Origin of the sequence: Singulisphaera sp. GP187, from assembly GCF_900129635.1 — a bacterium.
Taxonomy (GTDB): domain Bacteria; phylum Planctomycetota; class Planctomycetia; order Isosphaerales; family Isosphaeraceae; genus Singulisphaera.
This window is the reverse complement of the sequence record NZ_FSRB01000003.1, coordinates 369,219-394,232: the sequence shown is the minus strand read 5'-3', so window position 1 is coordinate 394,232 and position 25,014 is coordinate 369,219. Positions and strand designations below refer to the sequence as shown.

At 63.4% G+C, this 25,014-nt stretch carries 18 protein-coding genes and 2 pseudogenes; 13 read left to right on the top strand and 7 right to left on the bottom strand.

Annotation, left to right across the window (positions count from 1 at the left end; translation table 11 throughout):
- Positions 1 to 24: 24 nt before the first annotated feature.
- The 3 genes from BUS42_RS37610 to BUS42_RS37600 form a co-directional block, all read right to left on the bottom strand.
- The gene (locus tag BUS42_RS37610; protein ID WP_254054072.1) at positions 25 to 1,278 is read right to left on the bottom strand and encodes an FAD-binding oxidoreductase; all 1,254 of its coding nucleotides are present in this window, start codon (positions 1,276 to 1,278) and stop codon (positions 25 to 27) included.
- Positions 1,279 to 1,292: 14 nt separating this feature from the next.
- Positions 1,293 to 2,117, bottom strand: a complete 825-nt coding sequence (locus BUS42_RS37605) for a hypothetical protein (RefSeq protein WP_074316358.1) — start codon at positions 2,115 to 2,117, stop codon at positions 1,293 to 1,295.
- Positions 2,118 to 2,253: 136 nt separating this feature from the next.
- Positions 2,254 to 3,714: an FAD-binding oxidoreductase gene (locus BUS42_RS37600; protein WP_074316356.1), complete on the bottom strand. Its 1,461-nt coding sequence runs from the start codon at positions 3,712 to 3,714 to the stop codon at positions 2,254 to 2,256.
- Positions 3,715 to 4,022: 308 nt separating this feature from the next.
- On the opposite strand from BUS42_RS37600, the gene BUS42_RS37595 reads away from it, so the two are divergent.
- Positions 4,023 to 4,871, top strand: a complete 849-nt coding sequence (locus BUS42_RS37595; RefSeq protein WP_074316351.1) for a helix-turn-helix domain-containing protein — start codon at positions 4,023 to 4,025, stop codon at positions 4,869 to 4,871.
- A gap of 323 nt (positions 4,872 to 5,194) precedes the next feature.
- On the opposite strand, the gene BUS42_RS37590 is transcribed toward BUS42_RS37595, so the two are convergent.
- From BUS42_RS37590 to BUS42_RS43340, 3 genes are all read right to left on the bottom strand, one after another.
- Positions 5,195 to 6,946, bottom strand: a complete 1,752-nt coding sequence (locus BUS42_RS37590; protein WP_083670021.1) for an IS1634 family transposase — start codon at positions 6,944 to 6,946, stop codon at positions 5,195 to 5,197.
- A gap of 179 nt (positions 6,947 to 7,125) precedes the next feature.
- Complete coding sequence (locus tag BUS42_RS37585) at positions 7,126 to 8,625, bottom strand: sigma-54 interaction domain-containing protein (protein WP_254054121.1); 1,500 nt, start codon at positions 8,623 to 8,625, stop codon at positions 7,126 to 7,128.
- A 46-nt stretch (positions 8,626 to 8,671) separates the two neighbouring features.
- Positions 8,672 to 9,283: a GAF domain-containing protein gene (locus BUS42_RS43340; RefSeq protein WP_074316348.1), complete on the bottom strand. Its 612-nt coding sequence runs from the start codon at positions 9,281 to 9,283 to the stop codon at positions 8,672 to 8,674.
- Positions 9,284 to 9,764: 481 nt separating this feature from the next.
- Here BUS42_RS43340 and BUS42_RS37575 point away from each other — a divergent pair, with 481 nt between their 5' ends.
- From BUS42_RS37575 to BUS42_RS37555, 5 genes and pseudogenes are all read left to right on the top strand, one after another.
- Entirely contained in the window at positions 9,765 to 10,229 is a 465-nt protein-coding gene (locus BUS42_RS37575; RefSeq protein WP_074317509.1) for a DoxX family protein, read from the top strand.
- 271 nt (positions 10,230 to 10,500) lie between these two features.
- The gene (locus BUS42_RS37570; protein ID WP_074316346.1) at positions 10,501 to 11,100 is read left to right on the top strand and encodes a cytochrome P460 family protein; all 600 of its coding nucleotides are present in this window, start codon (positions 10,501 to 10,503) and stop codon (positions 11,098 to 11,100) included.
- A gap of 76 nt (positions 11,101 to 11,176) precedes the next feature.
- A complete protein-coding gene (locus BUS42_RS37565; RefSeq protein ID WP_074316344.1) occupies positions 11,177 to 11,782 on the top strand; it encodes a cytochrome P460 family protein in 606 nt (201 codons plus the stop codon).
- 141 nt (positions 11,783 to 11,923) lie between these two features.
- Positions 11,924 to 12,307 carry a nuclear transport factor 2 family protein gene (locus tag BUS42_RS37560; protein ID WP_074316343.1) on the top strand — a complete coding sequence of 128 codons (384 nt, stop codon included), beginning with the start codon at positions 11,924 to 11,926 and terminating at the stop codon, positions 12,305 to 12,307.
- 263 nt (positions 12,308 to 12,570) lie between these two features.
- Positions 12,571 to 13,512: pseudogene (locus tag BUS42_RS37555) on the top strand (NADP-dependent oxidoreductase); the annotation flags it as partial.
- Positions 13,513 to 13,922: 410 nt separating this feature from the next.
- On the opposite strand, the gene BUS42_RS37550 reads toward BUS42_RS37555, so the two are convergent.
- Positions 13,923 to 14,879 (bottom strand): IS110 family RNA-guided transposase, encoded by a 957-nt coding sequence (locus BUS42_RS37550; protein WP_074307685.1) that lies wholly within the window; start codon positions 14,877 to 14,879, stop codon positions 13,923 to 13,925.
- A 342-nt stretch (positions 14,880 to 15,221) separates the two neighbouring features.
- Between BUS42_RS37550 and BUS42_RS37545 the strand changes: the two genes are divergently transcribed.
- From BUS42_RS37545 to BUS42_RS37515, 7 genes and pseudogenes are all read left to right on the top strand, one after another.
- Positions 15,222 to 15,680: a cupin domain-containing protein gene (locus BUS42_RS37545; RefSeq protein WP_254054071.1), complete on the top strand. Its 459-nt coding sequence runs from the start codon at positions 15,222 to 15,224 to the stop codon at positions 15,678 to 15,680.
- Positions 15,681 to 15,707: 27 nt separating this feature from the next.
- A pseudogene (locus BUS42_RS46845) lies at positions 15,708 to 15,899 on the top strand (alcohol dehydrogenase); the annotation flags it as partial.
- 336 nt (positions 15,900 to 16,235) lie between these two features.
- On the top strand, positions 16,236 to 17,612 hold the full coding sequence (locus tag BUS42_RS37535; RefSeq protein ID WP_074316341.1) for a dihydrolipoyl dehydrogenase family protein: 1,377 nt from the start codon (positions 16,236 to 16,238) through the stop codon (positions 17,610 to 17,612).
- Between the two features lie 307 nt (positions 17,613 to 17,919).
- Positions 17,920 to 19,152, top strand: coding sequence for a glycosyltransferase (locus tag BUS42_RS37530; protein WP_074316339.1), 1,233 nt, complete (start codon positions 17,920 to 17,922; stop codon positions 19,150 to 19,152).
- Positions 19,153 to 19,254: 102 nt separating this feature from the next.
- Entirely contained in the window at positions 19,255 to 20,754 is a 1,500-nt protein-coding gene (locus BUS42_RS37525) for an Nramp family divalent metal transporter (RefSeq protein WP_074316337.1), read from the top strand.
- A 77-nt stretch (positions 20,755 to 20,831) separates the two neighbouring features.
- Entirely contained in the window at positions 20,832 to 23,213 is a 2,382-nt protein-coding gene (locus BUS42_RS37520; RefSeq protein ID WP_074316336.1) for an efflux RND transporter permease subunit, read from the top strand.
- Between the two features lie 405 nt (positions 23,214 to 23,618).
- Entirely contained in the window at positions 23,619 to 24,983 is a 1,365-nt protein-coding gene (locus BUS42_RS37515) for an acyltransferase family protein (protein ID WP_074316334.1), read from the top strand.
- Positions 24,984 to 25,014: the final 31 nt, after the last annotated feature.

Genomic DNA, 25,014 nt, shown 5'->3' with positions numbered 1-25,014 from the left:
TCTCTCAGCCAAAGAGTCTGTTCATTAAATTGTAGCGATGAACCGCCCTGGATTCATCACGCCCTTGGGGTCGAGGCTTCGTTTGATGCGCTCCGCCAGCGCCCAGTCGGGCCGGGGTGTTCCCCAGACGAGCAGCCGCTCTTTCCATTCGACCGGACAGCGCGTGAGCGTCAAACTGCCGTCGTCGACCGCCGCCGCGGTGCGCAGCCGATCGATTTCGGGGGCGAGCGTCTCGAGCTCGGGCGACCCGAGGGCATGAGCCCGCACGATCCCGTTCCCGGCGTGCGCCTGCACGGCCCAGCGATCGTTGTCAAAATCACGGACGAACGCGGCGACGGACGAGGGCCGGAGATTCGCCACGAGGCTGACCGGACCGACCTCGGCCGCCTGAAATTCGGTGAGGGCCGACCAGAGCGACTCGGCGTCGGCCCCCTCACGGAGCACGATGTTGGTCCGACCCAACTCCATCATCAAGCGATCGACTTGCCAGGCGACCGATGCGGCGTTGTCCTCGAAGCCGACGACCAGGACCCAATCGCCTGCCGGCAGACCCCGCGCTTCCCCGGCGTGGCGCGCTCCGGAGCCGTTGAACAGGTCGATCGCGATCGGTCGGGTTGCGGACGTATTCAGGCGATCGAGTGCCGGCGCCAGCCCCTCAACGCTGGTGAAGGGCACCCAGACGAGCGCGGAGGCTTCGGGCATCGGCCGGACCTTTTGGGTCAGTTGCGCGATGACCCCAAGTGTGCCGAGCGAACCGGTCAGCAGTTTGGGAAAGTCGTACCCCGCGACGTTCTTGACGACGCGGCCTCCCCCCTTCACCAAGGCGCCATCGGCGGTGACGAAGCTGACTCCGATGATCTGGTCGCGCGGTCGGCCCGCGCCGAATCGTCGCGACCCCGTCGTGTTCGTCGCGTAGATCCCCCCGAGCGTGGCGCGGTCGGGATGAGGGGCGTCGATCAGGAGCCTCTGACGTTTTTCGGCCAGGATCGAGCGGAGCGCGGCGAGGGTGATCCCGGCCTCGACCGTGATCGTCATGTCGGCCGCCGGATAGTCGATGACCCGATTGAGCGATCGAGTGTCGATCGCCACGCCAGGGGTGCGCGGAGTACCGCCGTAGTCGAGCGCGGTCCCTCCCCCTTGGGGGTAGATCGCCTGTCCTTGCGCCACGCGGTCGAGCACGACATGACGGAGCGCATCAACGGTCTCGGGGCGCTCCGTCGCGAGGGCGTGGCGGCCATCGCCGAGCCGTCCTCCGATCGGAGAATCGGGCCAGTTCAATGCGGGGTCTCCGGTCATGGATTGGTGGGATAGTAGCGGATATCTTGACCCGAGAGGATGCGCTCGACCGCTTCCTGGACCGCATGGAGCGTGTCGACGGTCCAGGCGTCGAACACGCCCGGCCAGGCATCGGTATGGAGGATCTGACCCTCGTAAGCCAAGCGGTGCAGGGCGAACGCAACGCGACGGTCGAGAACCTTGGCCTCGCGCGTCTCCACTTCCAAGGTCTGAAGCGCCCGAGCCAGCTCCGCGATCTCGTTGACCGAGACCATCTCGCCACGCCGCAAGCTGGGGAGAAACGCCAGACGGTCGTCCTCCTCCCCCTGCCCCGCATGATGAAGCACCACCCGCCCGGATGCGCTGATCGGCTCGGGTGCCTCGGGCGATGGTGCGGGAGCGTCCGAGTCGGAATTCCGGTCTGGGGTCGAAAGCTCTAACCCGGGAGGCTCGTGCTCCGTCTGAGGGGCGAGATTGATCTCGAGCGCGATCCGTTCGGCGGGTTCGCGGGGTGTCGCCTGCGCGCTCCATTCGGCGAGATAGGCCGGGTCGTTGGCGATCTCCTGGAGCCCTTCGAGCGGCCCGCTTCGCGCTTCGATCTCGGCGACCTGGCCGCGAATTTGCTCCGCCTGGATGGCGCGTGAGAGCAGATCGGCACAGTATTGCTGGACTGTCTCGACCCCTGCCCGCTCCGCCTGGCGTTCGGCCTGCTCGAGGAGTGCATCTTTCAAGTAGAGCGTGAGGCGCTGCGGTTCCGGATTGGGGTCGGGCAACTTGAATTCGCCGGAGCGATAGACGCGAGGGAGGCGCCGCCATCGCGAGAATTTGGGTCGCTTGGCCACCTCGCACCTTCCTCGCCAAAACCAGATCAAGATCCACAGGGAGAGATCGCGAGCGGCCCGAGCCGTCCGATCCCTAAACTACCAGATCAACCACCACGACGACCAGTCGGGATCCGGTCCCACTCCGGGCGCCCGGTCAGGCCGACGCCCGATGTCCTGGGCCTTTTCGCTCGATGCACCCCGCGCCCCCGGGCAACATCTTATCCGGGCTGCAGCGACCGTCCGGGTTGAACGTGTTGCGCAAGGCGACCATGGCGGCCAAGTCTTCCTGGGTAAAGAGCTTGGGCATGAACTCCATCTTCTCGACGCCGATCCCGTGTTCCCCCGTGACGCTCCCGCCGGCGTTGATGCACTCGTCGAGAATCTCGTGGCTCGCCTTGAGCACGCGGGCCACCTGGTCGGCGTCGCGCTCGTCGAACAGGAGAATCGGGTGGATGTTGCCGTCCCCCGCGTGGAAGACGTTGGCGATCCGGATCCCGTACCGCTGGCCGACCTCGGTGATGAACCGGAGGATGTGCGGCAGCTTGGTGCGCGGGACGACGCCGTCCTGAGTGCAGAAGGTCGGGCTGAGCCGGCCGATCGCGCCGAAGGCCGACTTGCGACTCTTCCAGATCGCGACGTACTCGGGTTCCTTGCGGGTCCGCCAGGTGATCGACTTGGCGACCGACCCGCCATGGGTCTGCACGATCTCGGAAATGGCTTGAGCCTCATGGTCGAGCCCGGCGTCGAGGCCGTCGACCTCGATAATCAGGATTGCGCCGGCATCGGTCGGGAACCCGAAGTGAAACGCCTGCTCGATCGCCTGGATCATCAGGGTATCGAGCATTTCGAGGGCGGCCGGAACGATTCCGGCGGCGATGATCCCGCTGACGGTCTCGGTGGCCGCGTCGACGCTGTCGAAGACCCCCAGCAAGGTGCGCCCTGCCTCCGGGTCCCGGGTCAGGTTCACGATCACTTTGGTGGCGATCCCGAACGTGCCCTCGTTGCCGACGATGACACCCGTCAGGTCGTACCCCGGGTTGTCCTCATTGATCCCGCCCGTCTCCACCACCGTGCCGTCGGGGAGGACCAGCTCGACCCCCCGAACGTGGTTCACCGTGACCCCATACTTGAGGGTGTGCGGACCACCGGAATTGGTGGCGACGTTGCCGCCGATCGTGCAAGCACTCTGGCTCGACGGGTCCGGCGCGTAGTGGAATCCGGTCCCGCCGAGTGCGCGGGTCAGCCAGAGATTGACCACGCCGGGCTCGACGATCGCGTAGCGGTCGCGGGTATTGATCTCAATGATCCGCTTCATCCGGGTCAGGCAGATCATCACTCCGCCGCCGACCGCGAGCGTTCCCCCGGCCAGGCTCGTCCCCGCGCCTCGAGGCACGAATGGCACGCCGGCCTTGTTGCAGAGCTTGACGACCGCGACGACCTGTTCGGTCGACGTCGGAAAGACCACGATATCGGGCGTGTTCTTCTCGATGACGTAGCCGTCGCACTCATAGACCACGAGCTCGTCGTGGCGGTGCAAGACATTCTCCGCGCCCAGGGCGGAAATGAGGTCATTCAGCAAGGCCGGCACTAACGTCGAGGCGGTCGAGTCGGACATCGGTCGGCTTCGTCTCGTAATCAAGTTCGGGAAGGGGAACGGAGTCCGAAGGCTGCTTGAGTTTAGCAGGCTCAGACGCTTTCCGCCACGTGCGAGAACGGCCCTGGTCATCCCATCCTGCTACCGCTTGGCATTGCCATTACGGCATGAGCCACCCCAAGGCAATTTCACTATCACGCCGACTTCGCAAGCTACCGTTACAACGATTCGTTGTTTTTTTACAATAATTTGTAGTATCCTGGAACCGCCAGATCGAGGAAAAGACTCGGAAATTGCGATCGAGTGTGGCGGAATTGAGGATGCCTGAGATGGGCGAAGAACGGGAATTCCGGGGGATGGGCGCGCACCTCCGAAGCGTTCGCCTCGAGCGAGGTCTGAGCCAGGTCGAGTTGGCGGTACTTTGTGGAATGTCTCAGCAGCAGGTTTCCTTCTTCGAGGCCGCGCGACGTTTGCCGACTCTCGACCAGACTTGCCGGCTTGCGCGTGCGCTCGACGTCTCGCTCCATAGGCTGGTCGGTGGGTCGGACCGGCCGGGGATCGAATTGACGGATCTCGCGATTGAGTTGCGGGACCTTGGCGTCGTCGACCTCAGGGTCAAGGACGCCAAGGTGCCCGGGATGTTCCGCCGCCCCGAGGAGGTGATTGCGCTGGCCGTGTCAGGCCATGGGCCGGACCCCCGGATCATCGAGGCGATCCCGGCGGTCTTGGCGCGGGTCGACACCAACCCCATCCTCCTCAAGGCTTATGGGATTGCGACGAAAACGACGTTTCGGCTCGCGTGGTTGGCGGACGTGGCATTGACGATCCAGCGGAAGGGTGGATTACGCGGCGGTTGCCCCAAGGAATCCATGGAGCGCTTTCTCAAGTCGGTCCGCCTGCCGTCCCAAAATCGCGAGTGGGATGGTCTCGGGAAGCCATCAATCGAGTTGCCGACGTCGCCGTTGTGGCGGCGCTGGAAGATTAACTACGACGCGCGGGTGGAGTCGTTCGAAGAGCGAGCCCGTCACCTGGCCGAGCTCGGGGGGAGGTCGTGGGAGCGCCGGCAAACGAGAGATGTCCGAACCTTGACGGTCGGCATCCCAGCCACGAACAAGGCTGATGGAAGTCCTGCTCACGGAGCGGTTCTCAAGACGCCGACACCGAGCCCATTTGAATGACGAAGGACGTCGACATCGTCTACGGCTCGAAGCTATAAAGAAAGGCGATAGAAGCATTCGAAATGGGGTTGTCGGATAAGGTTCGTGAATTTATCGAATAATGAGCGGATGTTGATTTTGTATTGCGATTAGGTTGTGCGAATAGGAATTGTTGATGTTTGAGAGACCGGTCGTGAATAGCTCTCGCGTGCGGGACGCGGTGCGATGGCTGCTGGCGGTTGTTGTGGTCGCCGTCCTGGCCCTCGTGTGGTTGGCCTGGCCCTATAACCTACGTTCCGCACATCTCTGGTTCATTATCTCCGAATTTCCGGCGGCCTGCAATTTCAGCGATCGTAGGCCGTCGCCATGCCAAGCAGGTTCAGAATCTGGCGTTGCAACTTGGAGAGCTCGGTCGTGAATTCCACTGGCGCTTGCCCCTCCACGATCAGCTGATGACGCTGCACCTCCTCGAACAAATCAATCACCCGACGTGCCGTCGGGCGATGGCACGCTCGACCTTCCGGGTACAGAGGCACACTCTTCACACCATCGCGTTTCATCGCCGCACGCAGTTCCCGCTCCAGCAGCGCCTCGGTCAACAGGGCCAAGAAATAGACGCAAAGCAGCGACTGGATCCGCCCCACGTTCTGCAGGTACACGGGAGCCACTTCGAAGTCTGTCTTGAGTTGCGAAAACCGCTTCTCGATTACCGGCTGACGCTTGTATGCTAATAGCAATTCTTCCTCAGTAAGCAATAACTCGTTGGTGATTAGGGGAAAGACACCGTCGACGCACATTTCCGCCGCGAGAGCAACATGGTCGATGCGGTAAGTCAATGCGATGCGAACGGTCTCCTCTTTCACGTAGCGCGTCTTGTCGTTGGGACGGCCACGCCCCTCCTGACGGTAAGTTTCCTCCCGTTTTTCCACGACTTCGACTGTGATCCACCGGGCCAAGTCCCGCGGCTCCAGGATGGCCGCGACCGCCTCCTTGACCTTTCCGAGTTGGCGATAGCGGCTACGCGGCGAGCTGAGTTTTAACCGCAGTTCCGACAACGCCAGCAACGCACGCTCCACTTGCTGATGACGTGATGATGCGTCGACTTCCGCTTTCCGTGTGCTGTGACACCAGATCAGACGGTAGCCCTCGGCACTGAGGGTCGCCTGGTCGGCCACGCTGTAGCGTTCCAGGAGAACTCCCTTCTCATCCCGCTTCTCATGGATCGGCTTCCAGGTCACCTGGTCCTGGTACAACAACGCGCGGAATTCGCCATCTTCGGAGCGGGTACGAGGCAGGATGCTCAGGAATCGGCCGCCGTGCTGGTGCAGGTAAGCCATGTTCTCGGCGGTGGCGAGCTTGCAGTCGGCCACATAGAGAAAGTCCCGTCGCCCGGTCAACTGGCACAGCAGGTCCCAGGTGGCACGATGAGTGCGGTCGTCGGTGGTATTCCCGCTTTCGACGCGGAAGTGAACCGGTACGCCGCCATCGCGAGTGACGGTCAGGACGTAGAGCAGTTGTTTGAGGTCAGGGCGATGATCCTTGTTGTGCCCCCAGGTAATGGCCTGGGTCTTCTGGCCCCGCATCAGGTCCTCTTGGGCCGCCTCGCGATAGTCGCCGTGGAAGGTGATTGTGGTCGAGTCGTTATGGAGTTCGTCCAATGCGACGTTGAACTCCGCCACGGCATGGGTGGCGACGGCCAGGGTGAACGAGGGGACATTGGCGTCGAAGAGTCGGTCGAGACAACGTCCGACGCGGTCGTCGTTCCAGTGGGGCAGTTGGGCCGGGGTCAGAGCGAACCACTCGGCGGGGTGGCGACTCGCCCATTGGCCGACGCCATACATGGGTTCACGGGAGACGAGAAGGTTCTTGAGCAAGAGAAGGAGGCCGGTGGAGGTGGCGATCTTTTGGCGGGCATCCTCGGGGGGAAGGTATTGGCGGAGGAAGTCATCCAGTCGAAGTCGGCGGATGATCCGATCGAGGATGGGAAGGGCGCCGAGCCGGAAGGACTTGAGGGACTGACCGCCGGTGTGGGCCGCCTCGCCGGGACTGAGATCGGGAGCGGGATTCGACTGGCGCGGTCGTTTTTGTTCTGGCATGGACCATGGCCTCGAGAGGGATCAAATCGTCCTCGACATGCCCGCGATTGGCGACAGGCGTCGGGTTGTGATTCCCGTCGGCATGATTGTCCGAGAGTCGAGCGGGTCAAGGTGGAAAATTTTGTTGACTTGCAGAAATAATTACGCCTTGACGTAAGTCTAGGCCCGCAAGACTTACGTCAAAAGCGAATCCTCAAGTTTGACTCCGAAAGGAGGCAGGGAACGGTTGGGACATTGCCTTGCATGGGAAACAAGCGAAGAATCGATGGGGAACGATCACGATGGGTTGGCGGGACGAGGAGGCGTGATGTGAGCAAGTCAGTGGCGGAGATCATGGAAGGAGCGGGTCGCGGGAGCCAATACATCAGCGTATGCCAGAAATAGCAGGAGGTGAAAATTCCGAGAAATTGCAGGCGAGATGTGCGGAACGTATGCTCAAGGGCAGCCAGAATGTGGTTTCGTGTGCTGGCTTCCAGGCTTTCGAGCGGTGGAGTCAGTCGCACGCCAGGTACAGCCAGACCCTCGTTTTCTGAACCTGGCAGCCTTGGCGGATTAGCGTCCGGAGGACGATCGGCCGGAGTGGAGGCGAACACTTTCGGATCGATCTCAAGAGTCGGACCGCGTGACAGAATGACCGCCCGTTCCAGAACGTTCTCCAGTTCGCGAATGTTTCCGGGCCAGGAATAGCGGTTCAGGCGCTCCAGGGACGCCTTTCCGACCGACTCGATCCGCACGCCGACGCGGGCCGCGAACCGGGTCACCAGGAAATGCACCAACAGCCGCACGTCCCCCTCCCGGTCGCGCAGCGGCGGAAGCGCGATCGGAAAGACGTTCAGGCGGTAAAACAAGTCCTCGCGGAACTTTCCCGCGTGGATTAACTTCACGAGATCCCGGTTGGTTGCCGCAATGACGCGGACATCGACTTTGATCGGCTTGGCCCCGCCGACCCGCTCGAACTCGCGTTCCTGAAGCACGCGGAGAAGTTTGACCTGAACCTCGATCGGAACTTCGCCGATCTCATCCAGGAAAATCGTCCCCCCGTGGGCCAATTCGAAGCGCCCCACGCGACGACTGATCGCTCCCGAAAACGCCCCTTTTTCGTGGCCGAATAATTCGGACTCGACCAATCCGCTGGGCAGAGCGGCACAATTCAGCTTGATCAGCGGTTTATCGTGCCGGCGACTGGCGGAGTGGATGGCGCGGGCGATCAGTTCCTTGCCGGTTCCCGTCTCCCCGGTGATGAGAACGGAGGCATCGGTCTTGGCGACACGATTGACCTTTTCGAGCGTCTCCAACAGGGCTGGGCTTTCGCCAACGATCTCGTCGAAGTTGTGAACCGATTTGATCTCTTCCTGAAGGTAGACATTTTCGGCAGCGAGGCGAGCCTTTTCCTGTTCCAGGAGGACATGGTCGGTGATGTCCAGGAACATCGAGCGTGTGTATTTGCCGCCGAGTTCCGGCTTCGACCACCACTGCACCCAGACGGGGTTGCCGTTGTCTTTGCGGCGAAACTCCAACACGGCGCCACGGGTGTCCGTGCCGCGGCCGACCGACGCGAACGCTTCTTGGACGCGGCGCTGGGCGTCGGGCGTGTCAGGGACGAGCGATATCCCCACCAGGCCGGGCACCTCTTCCCGCTTGATTCCCAGAATGCGCTGTGCGGCACGGTTGGCGCTGATAAACCGCGATTCGAGGTCTTCTTTGACGTAAGCGATCGGGGCTTCTTCATATCAAGTCCCGCAGACGCTCCTCGCTGGCGCGAAGCTCCCACTCCAGGTGAAGGCGTGCCAGCTCCGCCGCGGCGCGCGCCGCGAAGATGCGAAAAATGAGCAGCTTGCGCGGCTCCTCCGGCATCGAACGGTCGTCGAAGACGGCGAGATGGCCGAGAACCTTGCCTTCCGGATCGCACAGCGGCACTCCCAGGTAACTTTCGATTCCTAACTTAACCAGGAGTCTGTCTTCGGGAAAGTTTTGCCGTACCCCCGAGGGATGGTGGCACAGTTTGCCGTGGACTACGTCTTCACAGGGCGTGCCCGCGAGCATCCACTCGAAATTCTCAGCAATACCGTCTCTGGACCAAAAGGCGATGGTGCGGGCTCGGGTACGGGTTTCGGGCGAGGCGAACTCGGCGACGAAGGCGTAGTGCGCACCGACCGCCTGTGCCAGGTGACGGACGAGGGTTTGAAGAAACTCCTCGCCGGTGCTGTGAGCGGTCCCCTCGACGATCACACGGAGTGCGTCGAGTTCTTCAACGACCCCGCGGAGCGAGTCGTCGGAGTTGTTAGGGGTAGTTCGCTTCTCTACCGCCTTTGTCGAAGTTGTGCGCGTCTCGCCCATGGACACCTGCCTGACGACGAAGGCCCCAGTCAGTCAAAACACCACCCCGAATGATCGAATCGACGCACCGTTTCGCGGGACGGTTGGCTGGTCATCATTTTAACTATTGCCAGCAAAACCGTAGCCGTGGCGCGCGACATTCCCGCCCTTTGTTGGCCGACAAGGTCCCGGTCGGCGAACGCGCGTGCTGATCCCACGAAATGCCGTACGCGTCCACGAAATATCGTGGCGGTGGAGGTCCGGGAGTACAGGACCGGCTCATCCTTTCCGCCGGGGATCTGACCAAAACTCGCTGTTTGTAACAAGTTACGGCCGTGCTCGGGTAACGCTCCGGGAGATGGCACAGCGTTCGCATTTCCCTTTCCAACAAGGAGTCGCGATGGCAACCCTGCCGGAGAAACGGCTGGACAGAGCTCCAAGATGAGCCGAGGAGCCAGTGATGAAGTCCTTGATGCAAGATACTACCCATGAGAAGAGGGCGATGAGTTCCCAGGTGGAGGCGTTTGGCCGCGAGCTAACTCGCTACGGCCTGGCGGCCGTCTTCCTGCGGCTCGCCCTGGCGGCCGGGTTCCTGTCGGCGGTGGCCGACCGATTCGGCCTGTGGGGGCCGGCCGGCACGCCCGGGGTGTCCTGGGGCGGGTTCGACGCGTTCCTTGCCTACACCGGCGAGCTCCTTTGGTATTTGCCCGCCGGCCTGGTGCCGGTCGCCGGGTGGGCGGCGACCGTCCTGGAGGTCACGCTGGCCGTCGGCCTCCTGGCGGGCGTCCGGCTGCGGGCAGTCGCCCTCGCTAGCGGAGTCTTGTTGGTGGTGTTCGCCGTCACGATGACGATCGCCCTCGGAGCCGAGCCGCCGCTGTCGTCCTCGGTGTGGTCGGCGGCGGCCGGGGCATTCCTGCTGGCCTCGCTCCGGCCGGCCGTATGCCAGGAGCCGCCGGTTGCAGCGTGAACCAGACTACGCAGCCAGGCCAGAGGCAAAGTTGCAAGCTGTTCTTGGACGCTCCTCACTCTCAGTGAAAGGGCTGGGGAAAAACGGGCGCAACATCGGCCTCCCCGAAATCGGCCACATTGTCATCGAGATGACAGATTGGTGTCCTTTCGGCGATTCGCAGCTTCTTCGGGTGATCCGTCGCGGACGAGGAGTAGCCTTCCCGCGACCCGTCACATGGCGCATGACGAATGCATAACATTTTTTTTTCCGAAAGCAATGAGGCAACACCATGCTTGGATCATTCAGGTCGAACGTGGCCGTGGGTATCGCGGCCCTGGTCGGGATCGCCGGACTGTCTTACGTGCTGGCCGTGAAGGCCGAGCCGCCCGAAAGGCAGACGGCCCTGGTCGAGTTCACTGCCGACGGCAAACTCAAGCAGCCAGTCGACTATCGCAAGTGGGTGTACGTCGGCGAAGTGATTACCCCCAACGACATGAACGGCGGCGAGGCCACGTTCCCCGAGTTCCACTCCGTCTACATGGACCCCGAGGGCTTCGCCCAATACGAGAAAACCGGCAAGTTCCGGGACGGCACCGTCCTGATCAAAGAACTCAGCAGCGTCGGGGCCAAGGAGGCGGCAAGCGGCATGGGCTACTTCCAGGGCGAATTCACCGGCCTCGAGGCCGCCATCAAGGACTCGAAGCGCTTCAAGGACGAGCCCGGCTCGTGGGCCTACTTCAGCTTCGGCCACAAGTACCCGCTCAAGGCGGAGACGTCCAAGAACGTTGCCAGCGCCTGCAACCAGTGCCACCAGGACAGCGCCAAGACGGATTGGGTCTTTAGCCAGTACTACCCCGTCTTGCGCGCAGCGGCCGCACGTTCGAAATGAAGCACACCCGGGGGCATCGCAGGACCGCGCTCCTCTGAGGAGGAATCACCCCGCATACCAATAGGAGATGCACACCATGCTCATTAACATTCCCCGTTGGCAGAACATCGGCGGCCTGCTCGTAGCGGTGCTCTTCGCCGCGATGATCGCCCTTGGCTTGTCGCACCCGTCACCTGCGGATGACTCCCCCGCTTCCAAGATCTCCGGCTTCTCGCCGTACGTCACGAAGGATGGCGCCATTACGCGGCCGACCGATTACCGCGAGACCTTCCTGCACCTGGGCACGTACGCCGTGGCCACGAAACCGGATAAGCCGCTCGACGAGATGCACGTCGTGTATGCGCGGCCGGAAGACGTTCGGGCGTATCGCCGCGACGGCAAGTTCCCAGACGGCGCGACGCTCGTGAAGGAAGTCACGCGGGTCGGCTCGGACAAGCTCACCACGGGGCAGTCCCACTGGGCTACGGACATCAAGCTCTGGTTCGTGATGATCAAGGACGCGAAGGGCCGGTTCCCCGGCAACGACCTGTGGGGCGACGGCTGGGGCTGGGCCCTCTTCATGGGAAAGGAGCCCGCACGCAACGTGGCGACCGACTATTCAACTGACTGCAGGACCTGCCACGTTCCGGCCAAGAAGGATGATTGGGTGTACATCCGCGGATACCCGGTGCTTAAGAATTGACGGGCGTATTTCTAGTCGTCGGGGACCCGGATCATGGCCCGCATCGCGAAATCCCAATCCGTGTTGAAGTCCTACGGGTCAAAGATCAGGGCTTCATTTCGTGACTGAACGAGAAAACGCCGAACTCTCAAGGATATAGGCATGCAAACAAACGCGAATACGCAACGCGATCTTGATACGCTGACCGCCCTGAACCTCGACTTTTTCGCCGCAGTGCAGAATGGGGATGTGAAGCGTTTCGAGGAGATTTTGGCCGACGACTTCATGAGCTCGTATCCGGACGGCTCGCTGCTCGACAAGGCCGAGTTTCTCAAGCTGACGGCGCAGCCGGTGACGAGCAGCGGGCTTGTGGCCGAGGACGTGCGAATCCGCGTGCTGGGTGATTTCGCGATCATCCATGGGCGCTTTGACTCCCGCTCGGCAGACGGCAAGCCGCGCCGGGGCCGTTACACCGATAACTGGGCACGCCGCGACGGCACCTGGGTTGCCGTGTCGGCACACTTTAATCTCGACCAGGACGGATAGGTCGGATCGCTGGGTGACATCGGGCTGCCTTTGGAAAAGTTTCTTTGAATGAGGCAGCTCGTTGTCGAGCTCCGTGGCACGCGACAGGCGGTGTTTTCGTGCCACGAAGCGACCAGTCTTACGACGAAACCGCTCGGGACCCGTCAGTAACGAGACCCGTCCTCAACCTCAGTGCGCTCGACGCATCGTTCGAGCAAGCCTTGGGGGACAGCGTGCGACGCTCACAACGATATTCCAGATAGAGACATCGATGGAGGTGCCGGATGAAGGCGATTGTGGTGACGGATCAGGCCGCCGGAACGGCCGGGATGAAGCTGGTGGAGCGGCCCGAGCCGCAGGGAGGGGCGCTCGCCAGCCTCTCGGGCGCGAACTACGGCGATGTCGTTGTTCGGGTTCATGCGTCGGGATTCACCGGGGATGAGCTGTCGTGGCCCTCGACCTGGGTCGATCGCCTCGGCCGTGACCGGACGCCGTCGATCCCCGGCCACGAGCTGGCCGGAGTGGTCACCGCCCTCAGCTATGGAACGACGGGACTGTCTGTGGGACAGCGGGTGTTCGGCCTCACAGACTGGACTCGCGACGGCACGCTGGCGGAGTATGTAGCCGTTGAGGCACGCAACCTCGCGCCGCTGCCGGGCGACGTTGACTTTACGGAGGGCGCGGCCCTCGTGATGTCGGGCCTCACCGCGTGGCAGGGCCTGTTCGAGCACGGTCGCCTTCGGGCGGGGCAGAGCGTCCTGGTGCACGGTGCGGCCGGCGTAGTCGGTTCGATGGCAACCCAGTTCGCACGTGAGGCCGGCGCCTACGTCATCGGCACCGGGCGCGCTGCCGGCCGTCAGACGGCGCTCGACTTCGGCGCGCAGGAGTTCGTCGACCTCGATAACGACGCCCTGGAAGATGTCGGCGGGGTCGATCTGGTTTTCGATGTCCTCGGCGGCGACATCGCGAAGCGGTCCGCAGGCCTGATTCGCGCCGGAGGAACGCTGGTGACCATCGCCGGCCCGACCGAGGCACGGCCCGCCGACGGCTTGGCGATCGACTTCGTTGTCGTGCCCGACCGCGCCCAACTGAGTGAGATTGTCCGGTGGGCGCGTGACGGGCGAGTGCGGACGAACATCGGCAACGTCGCGACCCTCGACGACGCCGTTGCCGCCCTCAACCCGACAGAGCGGATCAAGGGCAAGACGATCATCAGCGTTCGTCCATCCTCAACCCGACAGAGCGGATCAAGGTCAAGACGATCATCAGCGTTCGTCCATAAGGACGCGGAGACAGCGACCCCCGTTACATCGCAATAGGGATTGAAATAAAGATGTGGTTATTGTATTGGGTCGTGGTGACGGACTAAGCCGTTGGTCACGGTTTTCTTTGATTTTCTGATGGGTGATCGCGGGGATGCAGAGCCCACTGGGTGCCACGGGTTGTACTCAACCCGTGAGCGATTGCCCAGGTTTTTGGTTCATGGGTTGAGTCCAAACCCATGGCACCCAGGGCTTGCACATCATTGAATCCAAAGAATGACCAGGTCCAGCCGGGTTAGAGCGGTTCCCGACCGGCTGGCGCACGGAAAAAGGGGACAGCGACTGTGTTTGTTGTCAAGGTGCGTGGTCGCAGATCACACCGGGGCGCACGTTTTTGTAGGCGTCCATGGTGTCATGTCGCGGATCATCGCGTTGGCGATGGTCAGCAGCTTCCGAGAGACCGCGACCAGGGCGACTTTGGCCGCCTTACCGCTCTCGCGGAGCCGCTTGTAAAACGCCTTGAGGTCGGGGTTGAATCGCATCGCCGAGACCGAGGCCATGTACAACGCCGTGCGGACCTCGGCACGGCCGCCGAAGATCGTCCGGGCCCCCTTGACCGTCCCGCTGTCGCGGGCACGCGGGGCCAGCCCCGCCAACGCCGAGACCTGCTTGCCGGTCAGCTTGCCCAGCTCGGGAAGCAGCCCCAACAGGCTCCGCGAGGTCTGCGGCCCGACCCCCGGGATGCTCCGCAGCACCTCGTCGCGGAGCTTCCAATCGGCCTTGGCCTCGATCGCCTTGCCGACGGCTTGGTCCATCGCCTTGATCTGGCCGGAGAGGTAGGCGATGTGGGCCTTCAGGTCGGCCTGGACCGCGGCGGTCGGCCCCTGCTGGAGCCGATTCTGCTCGGATACTCGCATGTTCACTAGTTGACGACGCCGATCCAGCAAAGCCTGGAGGTCGCGGGTCTCCTGGTCGGGAAGTTCGCGCGCCTCGGGGCGGACGGCGTCGGCGTAATGGGCCAGCACCCGCGCATCAAGGGCGTCGGTCTTGGAGTGCTGGCCGATCGATCGCGCGAAGTGACGGACCCGGCCCGGCTCGACGATCCGGACCGGCAACTTGGCCTCGGCCAAGGCCACCGCCGCGGCCCACTCCTGGCCGCCGGTGGCCTCCAGCAGGATCAAGGTGGGGCCGAGGAGTTTGAGTCGATCCACGAGCGAGGCGATCCCTTCGGCCGTGTTGGCCAAGCGGAATTCCTGCCCATCGGGCCGCGAGGCGACGTCGAGGTGGGCCTTGGAAACGTCGATCCCGACGAAGCAGGGGGTGGCTGACATGAGAGATCTCCTTGAGGTCCGGATGACGACATCCCGGCGTGGCCCTGCCTTGCAGATCCGGAATGATCCGGGCGACTGTTCGGGCTCAAGTCCGGGAGAGCTCACCGCGACGACCAAGCTGTCCCACGGCCTAAGATGGCCAAGGCACTGACGGTCTATCGCGGCGAGTCGCCCCCTGGTGAAACATACAAGGCACCCGGCCTCCAAAGTGTTTGGCGCGATTCAAGGGCTCAGGGGCCGGGAGCCAGTCCCCCTTTTCCTCCGCGGTGCGCAATGCAAAGGCAAACCGCTCTAGCCGGCGCTGCCAATCCATCGTTGCCCGTTTCAATCGGAGACTCACAGATGAAGACGATTGTTGCCATGAGCCGGACGTGCCTTCTCCTCACCGTCTTAACTGCCCTCGGTGTCGGAGGGGAAATCCTCGCCCAACATGTCCAACACACCGGCCAGGGTCAAGTGAAGGTGACCCAGCTTTCCCAGCGGGACATCATCGAGAAGCTGGACGGGAAGGCTGCCAGTGAGACCGTGGTAGAAGTGACCTTCGAGCCCGGCCAGAAGGATTCTCCTCACCACCATACCGGCCCGGTGTTCGGCTACGTCCTGGAGGGCGAATACGAGCACGCCCTCGACGACGAACCGGTCAAGAAATACAGGGCCGGGGATACGTTCTACGAACCGTCGGGATCTGTGCACCGTGTGGCCCGGAATCCGAGTGGCAAGACCAGGACCCGCCTCCTCGCGGTGATCCTGCACTCCGGCGACACCAAGGAAACGACAGTCCCGGAGAAGGGCAGGGAATAGGGATCTTGGCTCGGACCCACGCGCCTGCTCATCGGCGGCCGCCGGTCTGTCGAGGGCTGGTACGCCGGCACAGCCATCGACTCGGAGGACGCGCTGGCGTTCAGCGTCCAGTCCGGTGTCCGTTCGATGAACGAAGTGTACCCCCTGGAACAGGCCGCCGAGGCCTACGACCGCATGATGAGCGGCAAGGCGCGCTTCCGGGTCGTGCTGACGATGTAAAGCTGGGAGGGCTGAGCGATGACGCACCTCATTCTTGTCACGGGCGCCGCGGGCGACCTCGTCGTGGAGGTGCTGGCTACCGTATCCGCCTACCACCGATTCGTGCGGTGAAGGTTCAAGAGTCTCATTTGCTCGCGCCGGGCTGACGCGAAATCCCAATTTGAAGGCAAGGAACGGAGTGCTCGCGTAAGCGATACGTCGGCGCCGCGCGGCCCATTTTTTTTTTTGCTTCGTGTCGTGTCCCGGCTCGTGCGGCCCGAGTTGCTGGTCGTGATCGAAATCGTCGCCGCCAAGGCATGAAATTCACGCGAGGAATTAACTCGAAGGGGGAAAAACGTGTCGCATCCCGAGGAATACGACGTGGTGGTGCTCGGTAGCGGGAGGGCCAGATTCTTTGCCTGGTCGCTGGCCTCGCAGGGGAAGCGCGTGGCGGTCGTCGAGCGACGGAATCTCGCGGGATCCTGCCCTACCATCGCTTGCGCCCCGAGCAAGAACGTGATCCACGGTGCCAAGGTCGCCAGCTATTTCCGCAGAAGCGCCGAATTCGGCATCGCCGCGGGCGACTGGAAAATCGAGATGCCAGCGGTCCGCGACCGCAAGCGGAAGATGGTCGATGGCATTGTCGCTCGTAATGTCAATGCGCATCGAGAGAGCGGCGCGGAGCTTGTCAAGGGGCAAGGCCGCTTCGTCGGGCCGAGAACGATCGAGGTGACGGCCGACGACGGTACGCGCACCCTTCGCGGCGAAGTCGTCGTGATCTGCACGGGCTCCCGCGCGCGGATTGACCCAATCCCCGGCCTCGTCGAATCGCGGCCGATGACGCACATCGAGGCCCTCGAATTGGACCGCGTCCCGAAGCACCTCCTCGTTTTGGGGGGCGGCTATGTCGGACTCGAGATGGCCCAAGCCCTGAGACGCTTCGGCAGTCGCGTTACGGTCATTGAGCGGAACGACGCCCTGGTCCACCGCGAAGATCGCGACGTCTCGGACGCGCTGCGGGAACTCTTCGACGACGAGGGGATCGAGGTGCTGACGGCTACGCCCGTCGCGCGCGTGGAAGGGCAATCCGGCGAGTCCGTAAGGCTGCACACGACGCACGGCGTGATCGAGGGATCGGACCTCTTGGTTGCGAGCGGCCGGACCCCGAACACTGACGGCATCGGCCTTGAGACCGCCGGGATCGAACGGGACGACCGGGGCTTTATCAAGGTCGATGAACGGCTGCGGACCACGGCCGCCGGCGTGTGGGCCGTGGGCGATTGCGCTGGCAGCCCCCATTTCACACATATCGCCGACGACGATGTCCGCGTGATCCGCGACAACCTCGCCGGCATCGACCGTGTGACGACGGGCCGTCTCGTGCCCTTCTGCCTATTCACCGACCCTGAACTGGCCCGCATCGGCCTGAGCGAGTCGGAGGCAAGGGGTCGCGGGATTGCCTACCGGCTGGCGAAGATACCCTTGGCCGCGTTCATACGCCCCTGGACGCTCTCCGAATCGCGCGGCTTCTACAAGACTCTGGTCGCCGCCGACAGCGACCGCATCCTGGGCTTCACCGCGTTCGCCCCCGAGGCTGGCGCAGTCATGACGATCGTCCAGACCGCGATGACCGCGAGCCTGCCCTACACGGCCTTGCGTGATGCGATCCTGGTGCACCCGACGATGGCAGAAGGGCTTGCCGCGCTCTTTCACGCGGTGCCCGCCCGGCCCTGATACCGTCAGCGGGCGCTCACACCGATACCGCCTCGGGAGTCGCGAGTCTGACCGGACATCCTCACCAATCCACAGCAGGCAACGCTGGATGGCGAGTTGGCGTCGGTGCTCCAATTCCTGAGGGGAGCCTTTGATTCTCATGCCTTCGAGTGTAAGGAAACCCGGCTTCGGCTGACATGACTTTCCTGACCGTCAATAACCGGACCAGTTTTCGCGGGCCCTGCCCAGCCCGCCTTGTCGGATTTTGCGATCTCGGTTACGGTTCGCGCGTCCCGTACCCTTCGATTCCCCGAACGAGGAGGCAGGCATGGATGCCAGCGTCCGCAGTGTCTCCGCGCGTCTCGGCCGGCCGACGACTTCTCCAGGGCTGACGGGGCTTCGCGTGGCCCTAGTCCACGACTGGCTGACCGGGATGCGGGGCGGGGAGAAATGCCTCGAGGTGCTCTGCCGCGCCTTCCCCGACGCGACCCTGCATACGCTCATTCATCGTCGAGGCGCTCTGAGCCCGGCGATTGAAGGGATGAAGATCCGGACTTCCCCGCTCCAACGCGTGCCTGGCGTCTTACGCCATTACCGCAAGCTGCTTCCGCTCATGCCCCTGTCGGCCAGGAGCTGGAACGTCGGCGACGTGGATCTGGTCGTGAGCCTGAGCCATTGCGTGGCCAAGGCAGTGCGGCCACCGCGCGGCGTGCCCCACGTTTGCTATTGCTTCACCCCGATGCGTTATGCCTGGCAAGGACGGGAGGCTTATCTCGAAGGTTGGTCGGACCGGCCGATCCGGCGGGCCCTGGCGGGCGCAATGCTCAATCGGATGCGGGCCTGGGATCGTGCTTCGGCCGCCGGGGTCACGCACTTCGTGTCGATCTCGGAGACGGTGCGCGAGCGGATCGGCCTCTATTACCAACGTGAGAGCCAGGTGATCTGCCCCCCCGTGGACACCGACTTCTACGCGCCCGGGTCGGAGGAGCGGGAAAACTTTTACCTCTGCGTCTCAGCGCTCGTGCCCTACAAGCGAACCGAGCAAGCGATTCTCGCTTGTAGCCGCTCGGGCCGTGAATTGGTCGTGATCGGCGAGGGGACGGAACGAACGCGGCTCGAAAAGCTGGCCGGACCCGGAGTACGGTTCCTCGGTTGGCAGCCCGACGACGTGATCCGCGACCACTATCGCCGGTGTCGTGCCTTGCTGTTCCCGGGTGAGGAAGATTTCGGGATCGTGCCGATCGAGGCCCTGGCCTGCGGCGCTCCGGTGCTTGCCCTGGGCCTTGGGGGCGTGGCTGAAACGGTCGATGGGGCCGTCGGCCGGACCTACGTTACGCCGACCGCCGAAGCCCTGCTCGAGGCGATCGACACCTGGGAGGCGGAAGGCCGGCCGCACGACCCCGCACTGGCCCGCCGCCGTGCCGAGGCGTTGGCCCTTCCGGTCTTTCGCGATCGCTTGCTCGGGCACCTGAGCGAGATCGTGAACGGACAGCATCCCGCCCACGTCCCCCCTGCCCCTCACATGCCGTTTGCTTCGCGAGGGCAAAAAAATGTTCGGTGAATTGGGGTGACAGGTTGGAAACGGAGGGGCAAGCCCCGTAGGATGGCGGCCATCCCAACCTTTTAGGTCGTGCAATCGACTCCCGTCGAAGTGGCGCAACGCATGAACGACTCATCCCGGATTGACCCCTACGCGTTGCCCCCGGACGCGATTCAGGAACCGCCCCGAACGCTTCTGAAAGCACTCGGACAGATCGGCCCCGGCCTGATCCTCGCCGCGTCGATCGTCGGCACAGGGGAGTTGATCAACACGACCAGCCTCGGTGCCAAGGCGGGGTTCAGCCTCCTCTGGCTGATCCTCCTGAGTTGCTTGATCAAGGTCTTCGTTCAGGTGGAGCTCGGCCGGTACGCGATCACCCACGGTCGGACGACGCTTGCCGCGTTTGACACCTTGCCGGGCCCTCGGTTCGGGACGTCGTGGCTCTGCTGGCTCTGGCTGTTCATGATGCTCGCCACCCAGGCCCAGATCGCCGCGATGGAAGGGACCGTCGGCCAGGCGGCCCACATGGCCTTCCCCGACGCCTCAAGCGCGGTGGCGAGCTTCGCCGGCCACCTCTCGCCGGCCTTCGGCGCCTTTCTCGCGACGCGTCAGGAACACTTCTGGGCCACCCTCACCACCTTGGCGGCGATCGTCCTGCTGCTCTCGGGAGGCTACAAACGGCTCGAGCGGATCACGACGATCCTCGTGGCCCTGGTGACGCTCTTCACGGTCGCCAGCGTCCTGATCCTCCAATGGACCAGCTTTCGGATCAGCGTCGCGAACCTCAAGGAGGGGATGGAACTCTCGGTTCCCCCCATGGCGATCGCCCTGGCGTTCTCGGCATTCGGGATCACCGGTGTCGGGGCCTCCGAGCTGTTCGCGTATCCTTACTGGTGCATTGAAAAAGGCTATGCCCGCGCGGTGGGACCGCGGTCGCCCGACCAGGGCTGGGCCGATCGCGCTCGAGGCTGGACCCGGGTAATGCAACTGGACGCCTGGTTCAGCATGGTCGTGTTCACGGTCGCCACGATTGCGTTCTACTTACTTGGAGCCGCGGTGCTCCATCCCCAGGGGCTCGACCCCAAAGGACCGGAGATGATCCCGACGCTGTCGCGGATGTATCTCCAACCGCTCGAAGGAACGGCGCTGGCCGGGATGCGGAACTGGACCCGAGTTGGCTTTCTGCTCGGTGCCTGGGCGGTCCTGTTCAAGACCCTCTACGTGGCGACCGCTGCGAATAGCCGGCTGACGGCCGACTTCCTCGACCTCAGCGGGGTCTGGCGGCAAAACGGAGTTGCCGCACGCGATCGCACGGTCCGCGCCTTCTGCGTCATCTACCCGATTCTCGCGCTCGGATTATATTTTGCGTTTCGGGAGCCTCAGGGACTGATTAAAATTGGGGGGATTGCGCAGAGCTTGCTGTTGCCCTTGATTGCGGGCGCCACGCTCTATTTAAAGCAGCGCGACGCCGACAACCGGGTCTCGGCGTCGTTCCTCAGCGACATCCTGACCTGGGTCGCTTTCTTCGCAATCTCGGCTGTCGCCATGTACAGCACCTACATTCTCCTCAAGAGTTTCGACTACACTGGGGTGCGACAGCTTCTCCCTTTCTCGATCGGCTAATCGAGGACCTCAAGGGAGGGGTCGCGGGGATCCGCGACTGGCTCAGCCTCCTTTTGGCCCGAGAGATTTGATTCGCCGTGATTCGAGTTTTGCTCAAGGCCCGCTACTTCGCGTTCGCCGCCGTCGCGTTGCTGCTCGGACTTCTCATCGTCTTTGGCCATCGCGTCACGTACGAGCAGTCAATCGATTCGTTCTTCGCCGATGATGATCCCGCGATGCTCGCCTATCAGAAGGCGGCCCGGACCTTCGGCGACGACAACTTCGTCTTCCTCGTCTACGACGACCCCGAACTCCTGACCCCGGCCGGAATGGACCGGGTCTCGGAGCTCGCCGCCGCAGTCGACGCGACGAAGATCCCAGGGGTGCTGCGCGTCGAGTCGCTCGACGCGATGCCCCAGCTCTGGGTGATCGACGATCTGCTGCTGACTCTCGATCGACTCCCCGCGTTCGCGCGGAACCTTGCGATCGATCGCGCCAAGAAGAGCCTCAAGAACGTCGATCTGAAGTCGAACCCGCTCACGGTGGCCGGCGCGGTACGCTCGGCCGACCGTGCGGGACGCGAGGCGCTTCGGGTTCGGCTGACGAAACACCCCCTCTTCCGCGGCACCTTGATCGATGGGCTCGGCACGACTACGGCGGTTGTGGTTCGCCTGCGGAAAACGATCGATCACGACGTGGTCCAGACCGTCGAGGCCCTCCGCGCGGCCGCCGATCGGTTTGGTTCGAGCCACCGACTCAAACGGCCGGCGGTGGTCGGTCCCCCGGTGCTCCTGGCCGATGGCTTCCGGAGCATTGAGGTCGACGGCCGCCGGCTCGCGGTGGTCGGAATGCTCTTGATCGGCTTCGTGACCCTCTCAGCCGTTCGGAGTATCTGGTGGGCGCTCGTGCCGATCGCGTCCGGCTGGTTCGTTTGGTTGGCGACCGAGGAATTGCTCGCCTACTTCCAGATCAAGCTGGCGCTCTCCGGGGGGCCGCTGGTCGCGCAGATCATTGTGTTGACGATGCCGGCCGCGAGCCATCTGGCGATTCACTTTCGCGAAGCAAGACGTCAAGAGGCCGACCCTTGGGTTGCCGCGCGGTCGGCCTTGTCGGCCGTCTGGATTCCGATTTTCTGGTGTGCGGTCACCGGCGCAATCGGCTACGGCGCACTCGCCACGAGCGACGTCGTTCCGATCCGCCAGTTCGGCGTGATCCTGGGCACCTGCACGCTTCTGGCCGCGGTGCTAGTGATGGTCCTTTCGCCGATCGCGATGCTCCCGCCGATCCCCTTGGAGATTCCCGTCCGTTACGGGTCCTCCTCGTGGGTGTCGGCCGCTATGACCCGGCTGACCGAACGGGTCTACCGCCATCCGGGCGCGATCGTCATCATCGTCTTCGCCGTGGTGTTGCCGCTCGCCGCTGGCATGACACAACTGCGCTACGAGTCGAACTACATCAATTTGTTTCGGCCCGCGACCCGGGTGGTCCGCGACTACCATGCCGCGGAAGCGCGGTTGGGAGGCATCGGCCTGGTCGAGTTGATCGTGCCCGTGGGCAAGACGATCGGCCGCGAGTCGCTCGAGCGGTTGACGGCGCTCGAACGCGCGGTTGCATCGATCCGGGTCGGTCGTGCGGAGGATGCCGCGAACGTGATCTCGGTGGCGACGGTGCTCGATCCCGACGGACGCCTCGCCGCGCTTCCCGGCGAGGCGGCCGATCGCACCTTGGCGACCAAGCTCGACCTTATTGCATCCTCACCGCAGGCCGAGCTCTTGAAAGGGTTCTGGAATCAGGAGACGGGCCAGGCACGGCTCATGATCCGACTCCGCGAGCAGCAGCCCGCCCCTCAGAAGGCGGCCTTGTTTAAAGCCGCCATCCACCGCGCTCAGGCACCGTTCGGGCCCGACGTGTCCCTGACCGGCCTGTCCTACCTGATGACCAAGACGACGGAATCGATCATCGTCACGCAGTGGGACACATTCTTCTGGTCGGTGACCGGCATCCTCTTGATGCTCACCATCGCGCTTCGCGGTCCTGTCCTGGCCGCGCTCGCGATGATGCCCACCCTGTTGGCGGTCGCCTTCGTGCTCGGCCTGATGGGCTGGCTCGGGATCAAACTCGATATGGCCACCGCCCTGGTTGCCAGCGTGGCTCTCGGTCTCTCGGTGGACGACACCTTCCATTGCTTGCTCCAGTTCCGCAAGGAACGCGCATCGAATCCGTTCGAAACGAGCCTGTTCGACAGCTACGCGGTGACCGGCCCCGGGGTCTTGCTCTCAAGCCTGGCGGTCGCCGTCGGCTTCGCCGCGCTCTGGCTGAGCGAGTTCGCGCCGTTTGCAACCTTCGGGACGATGGTCGGCATCGCCACCGCGGGGAGCACCTTGGGTAACCTTGTCCTCCTGCCCGCTTGCCTGACTCTGGGCGAACGGATGCGACGTCGTCTTCGCCCCAAGAAAGAGTCAGTGCCGTCGTCGGTCTGAGTGGGGAAGAGCTCGAGGCAAGCGGATTCAAATCCCCAGTTCTGTCGGTTGAATTTGTCGTAATTCTCTCCTTGATGATGACGAATCAGCAGGTTTATTCGGCTAAACAGGTTATTTGGATCGTCCTGTGATTGTGTTGGAATCTTAAACCGGCCCCGGACAGCTTGTCCGGGGCCGGTTTATGCGCTGCGCAAGCCTAAGGCATTGGGAGTTGCGAGGCTCTGTTGACGCACTTTCAGGCGCTACCCTCACAAACGGCCCAATCAAGTCAGCAAGTGAACTGAAATCCTCCAGGATTCCCTGTCCGCCGGACGATCTCTAGAGAGGGACCCATGCGGCCTTCGTCGGCGTCTTGCGGCGCCGAGAACTCGCTGTCGGATCGAGACCGTTGCGAGATCAACAGGTATGACCGTAGAGCGAATCAAGGGCCGGCGTGAGCTCAGGAGTCGCGGGGCACGCCCCACGCCGGTTCACGCGAAGATCGTCGATCGGATTTCGGACGCCCCCAAGCCTCGGTATCACGCATTCGATGGCTTGCGCGGGATGGCGATGTTTCTGGTTGTCGGGTTGCACGCGGCACTCGGATATGTCACGCGGGAAATTCCGGGTGTCCTCTGGTGTGTCCGCGACGCTCCCACCACGCCGGTCATCGACTGGTTCTGCTGGTGGTCGATGGGGGTCTCCAACCCGCTCTACTTTACGATCGCCGGGTTCTTCGCCGCACTCTTGTACGAGACGCGCGGGTTGCGGAAATTTCTCGAGAACCGGGCGAAGCGGGTCGCCGTCCCGTTCCTGGTGGCGGTCCCGACGGTGCTCCCCGCCTGCTTGCTTGCCTGGGTCTACGGCTGGCTGGTTTCAGGGCGTTGTACCTGGCGGCAGGCCATCCGGCTGCGGTTCCGCGACCCGGCGCTCCGGTCGGAGCAGTTCGGCACGGCTCATCTCTGGTTCCTGGAATACCTCATTGTCATGCTGGTGGCGTTCGGTCTCTTCCAGTGGTGGCTGCAGCGCCGGAGGACGGATCCGACCACCCTCCGCAGTTTCACGAGCCTCGTCTTGGGGTCGCGCTGGCGTCCGTTCGTGCTCGCGGTGCCGACGACCGTCTTGCTCTGGATCAGCCGCCAACACGTTGGGATCGACGCGGTGCTGGACCGCCACAACTCCTTTTTCATCGATCCGATTAAGCTGCTGCACCACGCGAGCTTCTTCCTCGTCGGGGTGGGCTTGTATAGTTTGCGAGCGGATCTCGAACGGCTTGCCCGGCCTGCCCCGTGGTATCTCGCCATGTCGGTCCCCATCTTCGTGGGACGGGCGTGGCTCCTGGGCCGGGATCGGGTCGCTCCGTTGCACGGGGCCGATGCCCTCGCGCTGGCCGTGCTCGGTGCGTTGTTCGCCTGGTTGATCGTCTTCGGCGCCATCGGGGCGGCCCACCGGATCTTCCGCCACGCCAATCCGACCTTGAGCTACCTCGCTGACAGCTCGTACTGGATCTACCTGGTCCATATGCCGGTCCTCGGCCTGATCCAGGGCGACCTCTATCTCATTCCCGGGCACGCCGTCTGGAAAATGCCGGTCACGCTGCTCGGCACTCTGTCGATCGGCTTCGCCTCATATCATAGCCTGGTGCGCTACGGGGCGATCGGGACCTGGCTTCACGGCCGGCGAGAGCGGCCGGTTCTCGATTCAAGCGAGCCGGGTTCGGGTTTGTTCGCTCGGTCGTTTTCTCCGCGGCGTCGGCAACTGCGTGCTTCCCACCAGAAGTCGCAGATCTGAGTGGCCGGGTGCCGCCGTTAATCCTTCGTAC